Consider the following 16,840-nt stretch of genomic DNA (forward strand, 5'->3'; position numbering starts at 1 on the left):
TCGGCAGCTTTTGATCTTTGGAAATGCTTTCAAAATTTCTTCTTTTGCTGGTATAGAACTGGGTTGAGATGGAGGGAGGTCTTTTTTACCATAACCCGGTTCACCTTGAATTTTACTCGTTAGATCTATACCTAGCTTTGAACCGTACAGCATCTGGTCGGAAGCATGATTGAGAACATCCAGAACCCCTTCAGAGAAAAACAGGTCCGTATCAAAGTCAACAGAGCTGAGTAAAAGCTTTGACACTGCATCATAATCATGAACATCAACCTCTGGGTCGACAATAACGATGGTTTTAACAAAACTCATTTGTCCAAGTCCCCATAAGGCGCTCATGAGCCGTCTTGCCTGCATGGGATAATGCTTGTCGATAGAAACGATGACACAATTATGAAACACACCTTCGACCGGCATATCCATGTCTATAATTTCAGGGAGCTGGGTCTTGAGTAGAGGAAGAAAGATGCGTTCTGTAGCCCTGCCCAAATAGAAATCCTCCTGGGGCGGTTTTCCCACGATAGTTGTCAGGTAGATTGGGTTTTTCCGGTGAGTGATCGCAGTGATATGAAAGACCGGATAATCTCCATCCTGAGAGTAATAGCCAGTGTGGTCTCCAAAAGGGCCTTCCAATCTCATTTCTGAGGGATCAATATACCCTTCCAGAACAATCTCGGCATTGGCGGGTACTTCAAGGTCAACCGTTTTACATTTAACCAGCGATACGCTTTGTTTTCGGATAAAGCCTGCCAAAAGGAACTCATCGATCCCATAGGGCAGGGGAGCAGAAGCTGAATAACAGGATGCCGGGTCTGCTCCAAGAGCGACCGCTACTTCCATTTTTTTGTTTAGCTTTTTATATTCATGGAAAAAATGGGCTCCGTCTTTATGGATGTGCCAGTGCATGGCAGTTGTTTTAGAGTCATACACCTGCATGCGGTAGAGTCCCACATTCCTGACTTTATTGTCAGCACTCCTGTTGATCACAATGGGGAAAGTGATGAAACGTCCTGCATCTTCAGGCCAGCATTGCAGAACCGGTATCGCCCCCAGGTCAATATCGTTATCCATTAGGACAACTTCCTGGCAGGGTGGTTTTGTCGTGTTCGAAAGTTTTGGTGGAAACTGCGCTGCCTGCAAAAGCATGGGTAAAAGTTTAGCTTTGTCCAGCAGGGTAGAGGGAGGTGGAATTTTTATATAGCGTTCAATTCTTTTGGGAATGTCTTCAATGTTATGAACACCCAGTGCAAGGTTCATTCTTTTGATACTGCCAAAAGCGTTGATCAAGACCGGCATGGAGCTGCCTTCGACATTTTCAAACAGCAGGGCTTTCCCACCACCGGATTGCTTGGAAACACGGTCGGTGATTTCCGCAATTTCGAGGATCGGCGAAACAGGTTCATTAATCCGCAGGAGTTCTCCTTCGCGTTCCAGGCGGGTTATGAATTCTCTTAATGAAGGGTAGTTCATAGGATTAAAATTAAATAAAAACGACCCTCTATTATATCCTATTCGCCTTTAAGGAAAGGAGAATATTTTCATATTGAAGAGTAACCCAGATTAAATAATGCCTGATAGTCCCGTTTATCGTTTTTCAGGCAGTTTTCATATGTTTATTATTGTTGAAAATTTTTATCCCCGCGGCAGATCGGATGCAACAAATTTAATAGCCAATCCTCTTGTGATAAAATGGCCGCATGTTGCGATTTATATTCAGGCGAATTACGTTGGGCATACCGGTTTTGATCACGGTTGCTACACTTACATTTCTCATCATGCACTGGGTTCCTGGTGGTCCTTTTGATACGGAAAAAATTCTTCCTCCGGAAATCATTGCCAACATAGAAGCTAAATATCACCTCGACAAACCTGTTCCCATACAATATCTCCTGTATATGAAGCAATTGCTTCAAGGTGATCTGGGGCCATCTTATAAATATTTGGGAAGGGATGTTGCGGATATTATCTGCGATACGTTTCCTGTCTCTTTTACTTTGGGACTCTGTGCGGTTCTTGTGGTTCTGGGTCTCGGGGTGCCTGCAGGAATGATCTCTGCCTACTGGAAAAACTCTTTGCTGGATCGGTCTGTACTTCTTTTGGCGGCAATGGGAATTTCAGTTCCCAGTTTTGTTTTGGGGGCCGTATCGGTATGGATTTTTTCTCATAACTGGCACTGGTTTCCGCCGGCCTTATGGGAAGGGCCCAGGCATATGATTCTTCCTGCGTTTGCATTGGGGACAGGTTTTGCCGGTTATGTTGCAAGGTTGACTCGAACGACCATGCTGGATGTTTTGTCTTCGGACTATATCCGCACCGCACGGGCCAAGGGTCTGACTGAAACGACAATTATGTTCAAACACGTTTTGATAAACTCGATCTATCCAATTGTTACAGTCATGGGCCCTTTAACTGCGGGTCTTATCACAGGTTCTTTTGTGATTGAATTTATTTTTTCTATTCCGGGAATGGGTCGCTTTTTTATAACTGCTGTGACCAACAGGGACTATCCATTAATAATGGGAGTGACACTGGTTTACGCAATTTTGATTGTTATTGCAAACTTGATCGTAGATATGATTTACAGCTGGTTGGACCCAAGAGTGACTTTGAAATAAAATGATGAGTCAATATTCCTTAACAGCAAAATTAAGCGCTGGTTTTTTGTTGATTGTTTCAACAACCGCTATTTTAGCTCCATGGGTGGCGCCTTATTCTTACGAGACACAGGATACGATGCAGACCCTGGCATTCCCGAGCCTTGATCACTGGATGGGAACAGACCGCCTGGGACGGGATCTGTTTTCCCGCATGATCTATGGGGCCAGGGTATCCTTATTTATTGGAGTGTTCACAACTTTGTTTGCGTTGTTAGTAGGAACAGTTTATGGCGCAATTTCAGCTTATATTGGTGGTAAAACGGACAACCTGATGATGCGTCTGGTGGATGTGCTTTTTGCTCTGCCCGACTTGTTGATGATTATACTGATAACAGTATTGATGGGGAGAGGAGTTGCGGGAGTTTTTATTGCGTTGACGCTTGTGAGTTGGGTTACAGTTGCCAGGCTGGTCCGCGGAGAAGTTCTGAGGATCAAGGAATATCCCTATGTGCAGGCAGCCCGTGCTCTGGGTGCAAGCCCTTTAAGGATACTCTTGCGGGAAATTCTCCCCAATATTCTGGGTGTTCTGGTAGTGACTCTGAGCTTTCGCATTCCTATGGCAATTCTGGCCGAGTCAACATTGAGTTTCATTGGATTGGGAATATCACCTCCATTCAGTAGTTGGGGGACACTTGCCAATGATGGTTGGACGGCTATAAAGTTTTATCCTCATCTCATTTTGTTTCCTTCTCTTGCAATTTTTTTGACTATTTTGTCGTTCAACTTTTTAGGAGATGGTCTGCGAGAGTTCCTCGACCCACGTTCTTCAAAGGGTAAATGATGACGACTCATTCCTACAAATTTAGAGCTCAAAATTATGGGGTGAAATGGCACTTTTTGCCAATCGGAAAATAACAATAATACAATAAAAAACAATAAGGTATATCGGTTTTCAAATATCACGTTGACAAGCCTTAAAAACCGTTATAGAGTGGCCCCTTTTTAGGGTCAAAAGGCTAAATTCCTGTATCATTTTGTGTTAAAATTTTAGTATGAGCCGGATCAAAGAAGATTTGATTTGCGAAATTATACGTTTATCCCAGACTAATCTGCTGGATAAGAAATGCGCAAATATGAGTTGTGATACTAAGGAGCAGGTGGCTGTGGATTGGATACGTAAGAATGCCGCAGACTACAGAGACGATTATCACTCCAGATTAGAATCTTATTCTGCGTCCAAGCTGGGTGAGATTTTAAAAGACCTTACTGATACGGGTAAAGATTTGAATGATATTTTAGAAGAACCGGTTCATAGAGGTTAAGTATGTCAGAAGCTTTATCTCCCGCTGAAAAAGCAAAACTTGCAGCCGCCAAAAAAAAAGAGGCTGCAAAAAAAGCTGCCCCAGAATCAAAACCCTATGTCGACAATGGTGATGGGACCGTTACAGACCCCAACACGGGTTATATGTGGAAGAAGACGGATGCCTGGCTTGATATGAAAAAGTTTTATACCTGGCAAGATCATTGTCAGTATGTAGACTGGGTCAATTCGAATAAAGATAAATTTGGTGGTTACGATAATTGGCGGATTCCAACTAAGGCTGAAGCTTTAACTCTTTTCGATAAGACGGGCACTAAATCCCTGGTTGATAAAAATGGAACAAGCTATCCCATCGATTCTATTTTTGCGCCTGGTGGAGCATCCAATACATGGATATCTGAGTGCTCCGATGAAAAGATCATCCGTATGGACTTAAAGATTGGTGTTGATACACCTTACCCCACAACTGAAGTTTGGTCGTCTATGCGATTGATCCGTAAAGAGGGAGAAGCTCCACCCGCCAAGGCTGGAGGTGCTGAACCTGCACCGGTTGCTGAAAAAGCGAAACCAACTGAGGCTCCGGTAGAAGAAGCCAAGGCGGCACCTGCCGCTGCGCCTGCGGCACCCAAAGCTTCAGGAGGAACACCAAAACCAATCCCGAGAAAAGACTTCTCCTCAGAAGAAAGAGCAGCAATGCTTAAAAGGGCTAGAGCCCATGCTGCAGAGGTTAGAGCTCGCAAGGGTTAGACTTCATTGATCGCGTAGCCACTGCTTCACAACCATACTGACCACTACCGGCTTCTTTTTCAGTAATTCAGTCGCTTTTTTGCGCTCTTCGTCTGTAAGGGTGGCTGGTTTTAACTTTTCTATTTTTCTTTGTGGTACTTTTTTTAGTTTTGGTTTGTGTTTTTTAGTCCGGGTTTTATTTTGTCTAAAAATAAGCCATATAATTAACGCCAGAACCAAGGCAAAAGCTATCATGAACAATATGAACTTCATGCTTAATTGTCCTCGATATTGAATTTGATGATGAGGTCTCCACGCTTTTTCCCCCAGTTTATAGCCGAACCTTCTCCAGGTATACGTATCTCTTCTCCAATCAGTGTTTCTTCTTCCACTTGAATTGTTGTTTTGGAATTCAGTGTTTCGACTTCCAGCGGTCCCCCTTGTTCAGCTAGTTTGGAAGAGATGGTCACTTCATGGATGATATCGTCTTTGACACGTTTGAACCTGGGGTGAGGTTGAATGCAGACTTTTAAAAACAGGTCTCCGGGTGGACCTCCGTTTCGACCTTCCCCACCTTCCTTAATAAATGACAGGGTATATTGGTCGGCAACGCCAGGGGGAATTTTTACATCCAGGCTGACCGGGCGGACGACCAGTTGTTTTCCCTGACATTCCGGGCATTCATCACTTCCCTGAGTGCCTGTTCCCTCACATTCTTCACAGCGTACATATTTTTCGTATGAATAAGGAATCGTTCCCCCTAGCGCCGCAACAGGTAAAGGAACATCGACCATAAACTGAAGGTCAAAACCAGAGGTGGGCATATCCGGATCAATGGGTTCCGGTTCCTGGGCGAATGGTTCTTCATAACCTTGTTGCCGATCATCACGTCCAAAACCACCGGGAGGCTGATTCCAGTCCGGTTGATTTTTTGGACGACGTGGGGCTTTCTTCTTGTAGGAACGCTCTCGGTCATAAGCCTTCCGCTTTTTTGCATCAGTCAATACGTCGTAGGCTTCGGAGATGATTTTGAATTTATCCTCGGCCTCTTTGCTTCCCGAATTGGTATCGGGGTGGTATTTTTTCGCGAGTTCGCGGTATCGTTTCTTGATATCAGCTTTAGAGGTTTTCTGGGTGATGCCAAGAATTTTATAATAATTTCTGGTTGTGGATTGAGGCATTGTTGGTGATCTTTTAGATTTTCAGCATGCTTGAATACATCCATTCTAACTTTTTGGACTCTTCAGTTCAATCAACTTGGCTCGAAGTGTGATTTAGGAGGATGTTTGAGCTTTACTGGGAAATAAGGTTGTTAAAAATATCGTCGCGGTCCTGACGGCTTTTAAACGGATAAAATTTTTCCTTTAAAGTTAATAAGAAAACTTCAGTATTTTTTATTCCGCTTTGTTGGGTACGAATTTTAATTTTTTTAGAACTCTTTTTTCCAACTTGTATTATGTTTTCGGGCTTGAAGGTTTCATCGCGGAACACACCTTTAAAGACTAGCTGATTTCCTTCAATACAAAGTGCCCCTGAATCTGTATACACCGGTTTTAATACAAAACAATTATTTTTTCGATAAATTTGACATATAACAAAGTAAAAATTGGGGAATACATCTTTAGGTTTGAGTTTGTATATAAACAACCGATATAAATTACGGGTAAAGTCAAACCACCTTATATTCGGGACTATCAAATGGTCCTTTAAATATCACCGCAACAGTCAAAGATTACGAATTGGAGGATAGAAACGTCAGGTTTGAATGTAGTTGTAAAAGGAAGAGTTGGTGAATGGATTGAATTGGGTGGATTAAATCAGGGGCAAGATAGTCAGGATTTACAAATTGCCGGTAGAAATAAGTCTAGGAAAGTTGATAAAAGGATCTTGTTTATAAAAGTAGAGGAACAGTGATCTAAATCCACCAGATAGGCTGGTCACCTGTCACATTAGAAAATAGAAAATGACTGCGGGAATAGAAGCTCCTGCTAAAGAAGCAACAACACTTTTGAATACAAACGAGTCCTGGGTATTTTCAGTGATGGGGTATGCTGTCTTAACCTTTTCCATGGTTGTTTACCTTCCTAAATTGATTCAGAAAATATTTTTATTAATTCTATTAACGGCAAGTTTTATGCCAAACTTTAGCCTCTGGGGAGGACCTATATAAGTCCTTTAAATATGTTGGTTTAGAAACTTCTTGGATTTTTTCCGCAAGTTCTATTTCTTTCAAATATGTCAATATATTGTCTGTTGCCTTGAACATTAACCTGACGTGATGAATCTTATCTGGAAAATTAACTCATGAAACAAAGGATAGGTGAAATTCTTGAGCCGGAGTCTAAAAGCGACTTTTTAAGCCGGGGTTTTAATATTTTCATTATTTCCCTGATTATTCTCAATGTCTTTGCGGTTTCTGTAGAAACAATGCAGGAACTTTCTAGTGGTTTTCTATGTTCGTTTTCACTCTTGAATATATTTTGCGCCTATGGACTTGTAACCTGAAGCAGGAATATAGCAGTCCGATCATGGGGCGAATTCGATATATGCTCACCCCCGCAGCTATTATTGATTTGGTTGTCGTGATTCCTTTTTATCTCCCATTCTTTTTTGAGCTGGACTTGCGTTTTCTTCGGGTGCTCCGTTTATTCCGACTCTTTACCTTGTTCAAAATGGCCAGATATTCAAAATCTTTGCACTTGTTTAAATCGGTATTAAGGGATACGAGGCAAGAGTTGTTCATCGTTCTGGCTGTAACGATGGGTATGCTTGTTTTTGCGTCGGGAGTTATATATTTCATCGAAAACAAAGCCCAACCTGATGCATTTTCAAGCATTCCCGCAGCCATGTGGTGGGCTGTTTCCACCATGACAACCGTAGGCTATGGAGATGTATATCCTGTTACAACGTTGGGAAAAATATTTGGAGGTTTTATTTCAATTTTAGGTCTGGGAACATTTGGACTTCCTGTCGGAATTATTGCTTATGGTTTCATTGAAGAGTTACAGAAACCAAAGACCAGACCCATGAAGTGTCCTCATTGTGATAAACCGTTTGATGCCCCGATGGATAGAAGAAATCGCCCCCGCTAGAGTGCTGTGAAAAGTTTACGTGGTTTATTTCTAATTACTTTATGGGCGGTGTCGACATCAGCCGAAGATGTGGTTAATCATGATATGGTTTATGTCCCATCGATCAATAAAACGCGAATTGAAGAGGGAAGACTCGGCTTTTATATCGACAGATATGAAGTGACGCAGAGAGAATATTTTAAAGTTATGCATCTGAATCCTTCTTATTTCAAAGGAGATGATCGTCCTGTAGAAAAAGTGACATGGAATCAGGCTGCTTCTTATTGCAAGAAGGTTGGGAAGCGTTTGCCGACAGAGCGCGAATGGGATATAGCTATTCGTGCTGGTTCAACCTCTTCCTTCTTCTGGGGAGATGGGCAACCAGATCATTATGCCTGGCATAAGGGAAATGCTGATAAGCAAACCCATAATGTTGGGGAGAAAGAGCCTAACAATTTGGGACTCTATGACATGGCAGGTAATGTATGGGAATGGACTGGGAGTGATCATGAGAATGGGGGGAAGGTGGTTCGAGGGGGGTCATGGCGCAATGGAGTTGGAAGTTTGAAGTCCTCTCACAGAATATACAGCCTGCCTATTCACAAGTTTCACTATGTTGGATTCAGGTGTGCAACCACTCGTTCAGGTTCTGGTCTTTGAGCCTGGTTAGACCAATTTAGTTATCTTCTGTTTAAAATTTAGAAGTTGAAAACGGGTCGAGAAGACGATTCCTATTGATAGCTTTCGTTATGCATGGTTAACAAGGACTTTTGTTTATCTGGTGGGAGATGTTTAAAATCTTCGTATGTATTACGTAGCAATTGTTTTGTTGTGTCGGGCAAGTTTTGAAATTTCTTGAATTGTTTACGAATCAGATTTTTCTGGTCTTTTGATATTTGTTTTCATGTCTGGAGTTTTTGTTTGAAGGCTTTTTTTGTTTCACACTCAATGCATTCCATTTTCTGGCTCCCGCGTTCAACCGATTTTGAGTTTCGGGCGAAAGCGTGTTCCACTTGTCCTGAAGAGATGCCAGAATTTGCTTTTCTCCTGGGCTCAAAGCATCCCATTCAATGCCACTTTCCTGGCACCAGGCCAGGGTTTCTGAAAAAATCACAACTAATAGAAGCAAAGTTAGATTAATTATCTTCTTTCTGGTTTGCAAAACTTCCATCCTTCCACTTTTGTAAAAACTCAAGGTTTTCATAAAATTCGAGAGAATCGCTGGAAAGCAGGATTTCCAGGTCTACCGGTTTTTCATCAATTTTGGTTGATAGTTTTGGCTTAAAGTAGACCAGTAAAATGAAAAGCAGTGCGGATATAAATGCTATGATGGGGAGGGTTGCCCAGTCCGGGAAACGGTTAGTTCCCTCCAAGGTGGACTCCATGGCACGATGCCTTAACTGCATCAATTTTTCTCGGGTATCAGCATCAAGGTCTTTTATATCTCCTCTTAACTGACTACGGCTGAAATTCAGGTAGTCATCGGGATCTTTTTTATCATTCATAACGCCACCGTGATGCTATTATAAGGCTTTGTCATTCTAATCGACTGCAAATACTGAACCTTTATATTATCTGGAAAAATGGTTCGAAGCGTGTCAAAAATTTCTTCAAAAACTGGTGTTGAAGCAGCAATGTCTTTTTCTCTGTTAACAAATGATGATTTGCATTTATTTAATGAGGGAAATCATTTTCATCTTTATGAAAAGATGGGTGCTCACAGGGTTGAGGTAGACGGGGTTGCAGGAACTTACTTTTCAGTCTGGGCTCCCAATGCGAAATCCATCGACGTGGTTGGCGATTTCAATGGATGGCAAAAGGGAAAACACCCATTGCGTCCTAAGCAACAGTCGGGAATTTGGGAAGGTTTCTTCGCTGGAGTTGAAAAAGGTAATATTTATAAGTATTTCATTAATTCCCATCAGAATAATTACAGGGTAGAAAAGGCTGACCCTTTCGCAAAATTTTGTGAAAAGTCCCCTAAGACTGGAAGTATTATCTGGGATACAGATTACTCATGGAGTGATCATGACTGGATGGATCAAGGACGCAAGAGGCATGACTTTCATAGCAGCCCTGTTTCCATTTATGAAATGCATCTTGGTTCCTGGATGCGCAAGAATGAAAATGAATATCTCACCTACCTGGAACTGGCTCCTGTTTTGACAGACTACCTGAAAAAAATGCATTTCACTCATGTCGAATTTCTTCCTGTTATGGAGCATCCCTTTTATGCTTCATGGGGATACCAGTGCACGGGATACTTTGCTCCGACAAGTCGTTATGGGACACCTGAAGAATTCATGTTTCTTATCGATCATCTCCATCAAAACAATATTGGGGTAATCCTTGACTGGGTTCCATCTCATTTTGCAGTCGATGAATTTGCATTGGGATTGTTTGATGGAACTCATATATATGAGCACGCCGATGATCGGCAGGGATTTCATCCTGATTGGGGATCGCATATTTTTAATTATGGACGTAATGAAATAGCAAGTTTCCTGATCAGTAACGCCTTTTACTGGATGGATGTATTTCACATAGACGGCCTGAGGGTTGACGCGGTAGCGTCTATGCTTTACCTGGATTATTCAAGAGAACATGGGGAATGGGTTCCAAATATTCATGGCGGAAGGGAAAACCTTGAGGCCATAGATTTTTTGCGTAAGTTTAATGAGCAAGTCTATGGGGAGTTCCCTCATGCCCATACTATTGCTGAAGAGTCTACAGACTGGCCAATGGTTTCGAAACCTACGTATGTAGGGGGGTTGGGTTTTGGAATGAAATGGGACATGGGTTGGATGCACGACACTTTGGAGTATATGAAAAAAGATCCGGTCCACAGAAAATTTCATCATGATCATTTAACATTTCGTATGTTGTATGCTTATCATGAGAATTTCATTTTACCTTTGTCACATGATGAAGTGGTCCACGGTAAAAGTTCTCTGATTGGCCGTATGCCCGGGGATGACTGGCAAAAGTTTGCCAACTTGAGGCTTTTATTTGGGCATATGTTTGCCCAGCCCGGTAAAAAGCTTTTATTTATGGGGGGGGAGTTCGGTCAGTGGTCTGAATGGAACCATGATCAAAGCCTTGATTGGCACCTTCTGGAATATCCTAATCATAAAGGAGTGCAACATTGGATTAAATGCCTCAATCAGCTTTATGTCAATGAGCCAGCTTTATTTGAAAATGAGTTTTCTCATGATGGATTTGAATGGATTGATTGTAGTGACTCTCAGCAGTGTATCCTTGTTCTGATTCGCAAAGGAAAGGATCCTGATGATAAAATTATTATCGCTTTGAATTTTACTCCTGTTCCGCGGATGGATTATCGTATTGGAGTTCCTTGCGAAGGAACCTGGAAAGAGGTTCTCAATAGCGACGCCAAAGAGTTTGGAGGGGGAGGGGTCTGTAATCCGGAACCTGTTCAAAGTGAATCCCTGAGTTGGCATGGTCGCCATTGTTCAATAAATGTGGTCCTGCCTCCACTTGCGGCGATCTTTTTGAAATATCAGAAATGATTGTTATGTGCTCTGTAATTTCCCAGAAATAAACTCTGATTTTATGAATAGGTACATTTGTATACACGGGCATTTTTATCAACCGCCCAGAGAAAACCCATGGTTGGATGCTATTCCCTTGCAGGACTCAGCACACCCTTTTCATGATTGGAACGAGCGTATTAACTCTGAGTGTTACGCTCCAAATACACAGGCTCGTATCCTTGATGAGAAAGGCGCGGTTATCGATAGAGTTAATAATTACTCGAGAATAAGTTTTGACTTTGGTCCGACTTTGTTGAGTTGGATGGAGTCGAAGTCCCCAGATACCTACCAGATGGTGCTGGAGGCAGATAAAATCAGCCAGCAAAACTTTTCAGGTCATGGTTCTGCGATGGCACAATGCTATTCTCACATGATCATGCCTTTGGCAAGCACTCGCGATAAATACACCCAGGTTTATTGGGGGATCAGGGATTTTGAATACCGTTTCAAACGTTTTCCCAGTGGAATGTGGCTTCCAGAAACGGCGGTGGATTTGGAAACACTTCAGATAATGGCGGATCTGGGGATTCGGTTTACAATTTTAGCCCCTCATCAAGCAGGAAAAATTATAACTTTTAAAGATAAGTCTGAGCCGCTGGATATTTATCGTCCTTACAAGGTAAAACTACAGCAGGGAAAATTTATCGATGTTTTCTTTTATAATGGCCCTTTATCCCGATCTTTGGCATTTGAAAATCTTCTGCGGGACGGCCAATGTTTTGCTGAAAAATTATTGCTGACGGATAAGCGGGAAGAACCTCATTTGCTCAGTATCGCCACCGATGGGGAAACCTACGGTCATCATCATAAATTTGGTGATATGGCATTGGCCTTCGCTATCCAGTATATTGAGAGTCAGTCTGACGCACAGTTGACCAATTATGCAGAATATTTAGAAAAGTTCCCTGCTGAACAAGAGATTGAAATAAAGGAAAGGACTTCATGGAGTTGCTCCCACGGAGTTGCGCGCTGGGCTTTTCATTGCGGTTGTCAAACTGGCGGACACCCTGAGTGGAACCAGCATTGGAGAGCACCACTCAGACATGCTCTAGACTGGTTACGATTCAGGTCTGATGCTATTTTTACTGATAAAGGCAAGGATTTGTTTAAAGATTCCTGGGAAGCAAAGAATCAATATATCAATACCTTTTTGAGCTGGTTTGATAGAGGTTCTTTTCTGGATGAGCAATGCGGCAGAAGTTTGAATCATACCGAAAAGGACACTGCTATCAAACTATTGGAAATGCAACGCCACTCAATGCTCATGTATACCAGTTGCGGATGGTTTTTTAACGATATATCTGGAATTGAAACCGAGCAGATTTTATTATACGCGGGAAGAGTTATTCAGTTTGCCGAGGAGCTTTCTGGGGATTCGTTAGAGCCTGACTTTGTGAAGTTACTTGAACTGGCAGTGAGCAATTTAAAGGGTAAGGCGAATGGAGGTCAAATTTATTCTAATATAGTCAAAACAGCCACGCTGGATCTCCCAGCCTGAAGTCCGGGGTTTATTTATTTAATATTAAGATCATAAATATATATGTCACAGCAGAATAAATCTCGATGCAGTGGAATTCTTCTTCATATTACTTCTCTGCCATCAAAGTATGGTGTGGGAGATTTTGGGCCCTCAGCCTATGAGTTTGTTGATATGCTCAAGTTGTCAGGTCAGGCTATCTGGCAGATTCTTCCAATAAACCCTACGTCATTTGGAAACTCACCATATAGCTGTACTTCAGCATTTGCGATCAACCCTTTGTTTGTCAGCCCGGAACTTATGCTTCGTGATGGATATCTGGAAGAAAGTGACTTGGAAGTTGATTTCGAGTGTTCTCCCCATAGGGTTCAATACTCTCCTGTTTTGGATTTTAAGATTCAGCTACTGACAAAAAGCTACACAAGATTTAGCAGACGTGTGGATAAAAATGAATTTGAAAAGTTTTGCGCTGCCCACTCTTATTGGCTGGAAGATTTCAGCCTTTTTTCTGTTCTCAAAAAATATTTCGATGGGCATTCCTGGGGTGAATGGCCACAGGGTATTAAAACAAGAAATACAGTTGAAAAGTATATTGCAAGATTGGGTGACCTTGTTGAGCAGGAAAAATATATTCAGTTTGTTTTGTTCAGACAATGGAATGAATTGCAGGAATATTGCAAGAAGAATGGCGTTCGTATATTTGGCGATGTAGCCCTTTACGTTAATCATGACAGTGCTGATGTCTGGGCAAATCCTGAGTTTTTTAAACTTGACCAGAACATGGAACCTGTTGTTGTTGCCGGGGTTCCACCTGACTACTTTAGTGAAACAGGACAACGATGGGGTAATCCCGTTTTTGATTGGGATACTCTTCGTGAGAATGATTTCCTTTGGTGGCTTGAAAGAATGAAGCATAACCTGAAATTGTTTGACCTGATTCGTATAGATCATTTTAGAGGTTTCCTCGCTGCCTGGGAGATACCCGCCAGCGATATAACCGCAGAAAATGGACGTTGGCAGCAATGCCCAGGAGTTGAGTTTTTCACAAGAATACAAAAGGAGTTTGAGTCCATTCCTGTTATTGCCGAGGACCTGGGTGTGATTACTGATGATGTTAAAGAGGCAATGACTCAGTTTGGGTTTCCTGGTATGAAAGTTTTAATTTTTGCTTTTGATGGGGATATGGAACAAAATCCTTATGCTCCAAATAATCATGTGAAGAACTGTTTTCTTTATACGGGAACGCATGATTGCAATACCATACGTGGTTGGTTTGATGGGGAACTGGGGAATGAAGGAAAAATCAATTTGGAAACAGCTTTGGAAAAACAGGTGGACTCTGGTCACGTTGCTGAGGAAATGATAACACTTGCAATGAGATCAATTGCCGATACGGTTGTTCTTCCACTCCAGGATGTGCTGGGACTGGGGAATGAGGCACGCATGAATCGCCCGGGAACTACTGAAAACAATTGGGAGTGGAGATTGCTTCCGGGGCAATGGTCAGAAGATGACGCGAAGAACCTTGCTGATATAACAAAAGCCCATGACAGGTATTAAGAGTTTAGCTTTGTGGGGTAATGGGTACATTCCAAATTTGTTCAGCATACTGTCTTATTGATCGGTCGCTGGAAAACTTTCCCATCTGCGATACATTGATAATGGATTTTTTTGTCCATGTATCTAAATCTGCATAAGCATGGCTTATTTGGTCTTGAATGTCGCAGAACGACTGGAAATCTGCCAAAACCATATAAGGATCTCCATGGTCCAATAGATTCTCCAGAATGGGTTGGAACAGAGCTGGCTGTTGGCCTAAGAAATAACCTTTCCGAATCATGTCTAGTACTTCCCGAAGCTCCTGATTTTGCTCATAAATTTCTCTGGGGCGATAACCAGCTTGTTTTTTCTCCATGACTTCCTGGGCGTTCAAACCAAAGATGAAGATATTTTCTTTACCCACTTCCTCCATGATTTCTATATTTGCACCATCCAGCGTTCCTACAGTTAAAGCCCCATTGAGAGATAGTTTCATGTTGCCAGTACCGGATGCTTCCATGCCAGCGGTCGAAATTTGCACAGAAAGGTCTGAAGCGGGGATAATATTTTCCGCCAGAGTTACGGAGTAATTTGGTAGAAATAAAACTTTTAGTTTTCCACGTAAGCTCGTATCGCTATTGATAGTATCTGCAACACTGCTGATGAACTTAATGATTAGCTTGGCCATTGCATAACCGGGGGCGGCTTTACCTGAAAACATAATGCTTCTTGATATTTTAAAGCTCTCCGGGTCTTTACGTATTCGATTATAAAGTGCGATGGCATGAAGTGCGCATAACACCTGTCTTTTATATTCATGAATTCGCTTGATCTGTGTTTCAAAGAGGGAGTCTGGACTTATTTCAACACTTAAGTTCTTCTGAATGTATTTTGCCAGTTTCTTTTTATTATCGGATTTAATCTTCTTCCACCGATCAACTAGATGTGAATCGTCAATATGATCCTGCAGTTTTTTCAATTCTGTTAAATCCCTGACCCATGAGTCTCCTATATATTCTGTAATCAGTTTGGATAATTCTGGATTGCATCCTTTCAGCCAGCGACGGGGGGTGATGCCATTGGTTTTATTGTTAAACCGACCGGGAAACATTTCATGAAAGTCAGAAAAAACTTTATCCTTCAATATGCTTGAATGTAATTCCGCTACTCCGTTTGTGGAGTGACTTCCAATGATTGATAAATTTGCCATACGTATATATTTTGTATGGTTCTCTTCGATCAATGACATTCTATTCATCTTGCCCAGGTCGCCTGGATATTTTTCCTGAACCTGATCCATAAACTCCTGGTTGATTTGAAAGATAATGTCGAGATGTCTGGGTAAGACTCTTCCGAATAATTCTAATGACCACTTTTCCATGGCCTCCGGAAGTATGGTGTGGTTTGTGAACGCAAATGTTTTGACAGTTGTCTCCCAGGCCTTGTCCCAGGAAAGTTTTTCGGAATCGACCAGAATGCGCATTAGTTCGGCAATCGCTAATGCGGGATGTGTATCATTCAACTGGATGGCAACTTTGTTGCTAAACTCATCAAAGTTGGCGTGCCTTTTCTTATACCGCCGGATAATATCGCTTAGGGATGCTGAAACGAAAAAATACTCCTGTTTAAATCGTAACTCTTTTCCTAATTGATTATGATCAGCCGGATACAATACTTTGGAAATGATTTCGCTCTCATGTTTATTTTGCACTGCTTGAAAATAATCTCCGGCCTGGAAATACTCCAAATCCAACTCTCGACTGGAACGTGCGCTCCATAAGCGAAGGTTGTTGACCGTGTTATTTTTATATCCCGGAACAGGAATGTCATAAGCCATGGCCATGACATCCTGGGTGTCGATCCATTTATGCTCTTTTTCGCCTTGTGAATTTTGGCTTGTTTCTACACGGCCATAAAACTTAACAGGGAACAGTGAGCGTGGACGTGGGATTTCCCAGGGGTTTCCCACCCGCAGCCAGTTGTCAGCTGTTTCGACCTGATAACCCTGGATAATTTTTTGATAAAAAATCCCAAACTCGTAGCGAATGCCATACCCATATCCTGGAATTCCCAGTGTGGCGATGGAGTCTAGAAAGCAGGCCGCAAGACGTCCAAGTCCTCCATTTCCCAGACCGGCTTCTACTTCAGATTCTTCCAATTCATTAATAATATGCCCCAACTCCTCCAAGGCCATTTTATATTCATCATAAATTCCAAGGTTGATCAGGTTGTTGGTCAGCAATCGACCAATCAAAAATTCCATGGAAAAGTAATACACCCTTTTCACGTTTTTTTCGTAATACGATTGCTGGGTCTGGAGCCATTTGTTGACCAGGTGATCCCGAACCGATAGAGCCAGGCTGATGAAATGGTCCACTTTTGTCGCTGAATATTTATCGTCGACCAGGGTGTACTTAAGGTGGTGTTTGAACCAGAGTTTGAGAGCTTCCCGGGTTATTCTCCCGGGTTCGTGTTTAATTTTTTCAATCATGAAGAGAAAAAAGAAAAAATCTGTAGGGATTGAAGTTAAATTTTACAAACCAGAGTATAGCCCTATT

16 protein-coding genes and 1 pseudogene (1 of these 17 running past the window's edge) are annotated in these 16,840 nt (G+C 42.1%); 10 read left to right on the forward strand and 7 right to left on the reverse strand.

The genetic code is table 11. From position 1 onward, the window contains the following. A pseudogene (locus tag F3741_09095) lies at positions 1–1,467 on the reverse strand (menaquinone biosynthesis decarboxylase) (it extends 274 nt beyond the left edge of the window). A 227-nt stretch (positions 1,468–1,694) separates the two neighbouring features. On the opposite strand from F3741_09095, the gene F3741_09100 reads away from it, so the two are divergent. The 4 genes from F3741_09100 (at position 1,695) to F3741_09115 (ending at position 4,662) form a co-directional block, all read left to right on the forward strand. Next, the gene (locus F3741_09100) at positions 1,695–2,612 is read left to right on the forward strand and encodes an ABC transporter permease (GenBank protein MZG30944.1); all 918 of its coding nucleotides are present in this window, start codon (positions 1,695–1,697) and stop codon (positions 2,610–2,612) included. A gap of 4 nt (positions 2,613–2,616) precedes the next feature. Further along, entirely contained in the window at positions 2,617–3,435 is an 819-nt protein-coding gene (locus tag F3741_09105; GenBank protein ID MZG30945.1) for an ABC transporter permease, read from the forward strand. 211 nt (positions 3,436–3,646) lie between these two features. After that, complete coding sequence (locus tag F3741_09110) at positions 3,647–3,916, forward strand: hypothetical protein (GenBank protein ID MZG30946.1); 270 nt, start codon at positions 3,647–3,649, stop codon at positions 3,914–3,916. 2 nt (positions 3,917–3,918) lie between these two features. Further along, a complete protein-coding gene (locus F3741_09115) occupies positions 3,919–4,662 on the forward strand; it encodes a DUF1566 domain-containing protein (protein ID MZG30947.1) in 744 nt (247 codons plus the stop codon). A gap of 3 nt (positions 4,663–4,665) precedes the next feature. Here F3741_09115 and F3741_09120 read toward each other — a convergent pair whose 3' ends face one another. Together F3741_09120 and F3741_09125 are read right to left on the reverse strand one after the other, a co-directional pair. Further along, on the reverse strand, positions 4,666–4,896 hold the full coding sequence (locus tag F3741_09120; GenBank protein ID MZG30948.1) for a hypothetical protein: 231 nt from the start codon (positions 4,894–4,896) through the stop codon (positions 4,666–4,668). A gap of 20 nt (positions 4,897–4,916) precedes the next feature. Next, positions 4,917–5,822 carry a J domain-containing protein gene (locus F3741_09125; GenBank protein ID MZG30949.1) on the reverse strand — a complete coding sequence of 302 codons (906 nt, stop codon included), beginning with the start codon at positions 5,820–5,822 and terminating at the stop codon, positions 4,917–4,919. Positions 5,823–6,945: 1,123 nt separating this feature from the next. On the opposite strand from F3741_09125, the gene F3741_09130 reads away from it, so the two are divergent. The 3 genes from F3741_09130 (at position 6,946) to F3741_09140 (ending at position 8,372) form a co-directional block, all read left to right on the forward strand. Continuing rightward, positions 6,946–7,146 carry a hypothetical protein gene (locus F3741_09130; GenBank protein MZG30950.1) on the forward strand — a complete coding sequence of 67 codons (201 nt, stop codon included), beginning with the start codon at positions 6,946–6,948 and terminating at the stop codon, positions 7,144–7,146. Then, on the forward strand, positions 7,095–7,733 hold the full coding sequence (locus F3741_09135; protein ID MZG30951.1) for an ion transporter: 639 nt from the start codon (positions 7,095–7,097) through the stop codon (positions 7,731–7,733). Before F3741_09130 ends, F3741_09135 begins: the two co-directional genes overlap by 52 nt. Positions 7,734–7,817: 84 nt before the next feature. Beyond that, the gene (locus F3741_09140) at positions 7,818–8,372 is read left to right on the forward strand and encodes a formylglycine-generating enzyme family protein (protein ID MZG30952.1); all 555 of its coding nucleotides are present in this window, start codon (positions 7,818–7,820) and stop codon (positions 8,370–8,372) included. Positions 8,373–8,443: 71 nt separating this feature from the next. Here F3741_09140 and F3741_09145 read toward each other — a convergent pair whose 3' ends face one another. Genes F3741_09145 through F3741_09155 form a run of 3 tightly spaced genes read right to left on the reverse strand, consistent with a single transcriptional unit; the run spans position 8,444 to position 9,217 of the window. Further along, complete coding sequence (locus F3741_09145) at positions 8,444–8,608, reverse strand: DUF3106 domain-containing protein (protein ID MZG30953.1); 165 nt, start codon at positions 8,606–8,608, stop codon at positions 8,444–8,446. Continuing rightward, positions 8,584–8,916, reverse strand: coding sequence for a DUF3106 domain-containing protein (locus F3741_09150; protein MZG30954.1), 333 nt, complete (start codon positions 8,914–8,916; stop codon positions 8,584–8,586). The genes F3741_09145 and F3741_09150 overlap by 25 nt, the downstream gene beginning before the upstream one ends. Further along, on the reverse strand, positions 8,849–9,217 hold the full coding sequence (locus F3741_09155; protein ID MZG30955.1) for a hypothetical protein: 369 nt from the start codon (positions 9,215–9,217) through the stop codon (positions 8,849–8,851). Before F3741_09155 ends, F3741_09150 begins: the two co-directional genes overlap by 68 nt. A gap of 78 nt (positions 9,218–9,295) precedes the next feature. On the opposite strand from F3741_09155, the gene glgB reads away from it, so the two are divergent. Genes glgB through malQ form a run of 3 tightly spaced genes read left to right on the forward strand, consistent with a single transcriptional unit; the run spans position 9,296 to position 14,303 of the window. Beyond that, positions 9,296–11,242 (forward strand): 1,4-alpha-glucan branching protein GlgB, encoded by a 1,947-nt coding sequence (glgB, locus tag F3741_09160; protein ID MZG30956.1) that lies wholly within the window; start codon positions 9,296–9,298, stop codon positions 11,240–11,242. Between the two features lie 43 nt (positions 11,243–11,285). Further along, positions 11,286–12,764, forward strand: a complete 1,479-nt coding sequence (locus F3741_09165) for a DUF3536 domain-containing protein (protein ID MZG30957.1) — start codon at positions 11,286–11,288, stop codon at positions 12,762–12,764. Between the two features lie 42 nt (positions 12,765–12,806). Next, positions 12,807–14,303, forward strand: a complete 1,497-nt coding sequence (gene malQ / locus F3741_09170; GenBank protein MZG30958.1) for a 4-alpha-glucanotransferase — start codon at positions 12,807–12,809, stop codon at positions 14,301–14,303. 4 nt (positions 14,304–14,307) lie between these two features. Here the strand turns inward: malQ and F3741_09175 are convergent, their stop codons facing one another. Next, positions 14,308–16,773 carry a glycogen/starch/alpha-glucan phosphorylase gene (locus tag F3741_09175; GenBank protein ID MZG30959.1) on the reverse strand — a complete coding sequence of 822 codons (2,466 nt, stop codon included), beginning with the start codon at positions 16,771–16,773 and terminating at the stop codon, positions 14,308–14,310. Between the last annotated feature and the right edge of the window lie 67 nt (positions 16,774–16,840).

Source organism: Nitrospinota bacterium (assembly GCA_009873635.1).
In the GTDB taxonomy this organism is placed as follows: domain Bacteria; phylum Nitrospinota; class Nitrospinia; order Nitrospinales; family VA-1; genus LS-NOB.

Coding starts and splice junctions, on each gene's coding strand:
- F3741_09100 (MZG30944.1), top strand. CDS start 1,695: ATGTTGCGATTTATATTCAGGCGAATTACGTTGGGCATACCGGTTTTG.
- F3741_09105 (MZG30945.1), top strand. CDS start 2,617: ATGAGTCAATATTCCTTAACAGCAAAATTAAGCGCTGGTTTTTTGTTG.
- F3741_09110 (MZG30946.1), top strand. CDS start 3,647: ATGAGCCGGATCAAAGAAGATTTGATTTGCGAAATTATACGTTTATCC.
- F3741_09115 (MZG30947.1), top strand. CDS start 3,919: ATGTCAGAAGCTTTATCTCCCGCTGAAAAAGCAAAACTTGCAGCCGCC.
- F3741_09120 (MZG30948.1), bottom strand. CDS start 4,896: ATGATAGCTTTTGCCTTGGTTCTGGCGTTAATTATATGGCTTATTTTT.
- F3741_09125 (MZG30949.1), bottom strand. CDS start 5,822: ATGCCTCAATCCACAACCAGAAATTATTATAAAATTCTTGGCATCACC.
- F3741_09130 (MZG30950.1), top strand. CDS start 6,946: ATGAAACAAAGGATAGGTGAAATTCTTGAGCCGGAGTCTAAAAGCGAC.
- F3741_09135 (MZG30951.1), top strand. CDS start 7,095: ATGTTCGTTTTCACTCTTGAATATATTTTGCGCCTATGGACTTGTAAC.
- F3741_09140 (MZG30952.1), top strand. CDS start 7,818: ATGGTTTATGTCCCATCGATCAATAAAACGCGAATTGAAGAGGGAAGA.
- F3741_09150 (MZG30954.1), bottom strand. CDS start 8,916: ATGAAAACCTTGAGTTTTTACAAAAGTGGAAGGATGGAAGTTTTGCAA.
- F3741_09155 (MZG30955.1), bottom strand. CDS start 9,217: ATGAATGATAAAAAAGATCCCGATGACTACCTGAATTTCAGCCGTAGT.
- glgB (MZG30956.1), top strand. CDS start 9,296: ATGGTTCGAAGCGTGTCAAAAATTTCTTCAAAAACTGGTGTTGAAGCA.
- F3741_09165 (MZG30957.1), top strand. CDS start 11,286: ATGAATAGGTACATTTGTATACACGGGCATTTTTATCAACCGCCCAGA.
- malQ (MZG30958.1), top strand. CDS start 12,807: ATGTCACAGCAGAATAAATCTCGATGCAGTGGAATTCTTCTTCATATT.
- F3741_09175 (MZG30959.1), bottom strand. CDS start 16,773: ATGATTGAAAAAATTAAACACGAACCCGGGAGAATAACCCGGGAAGCT.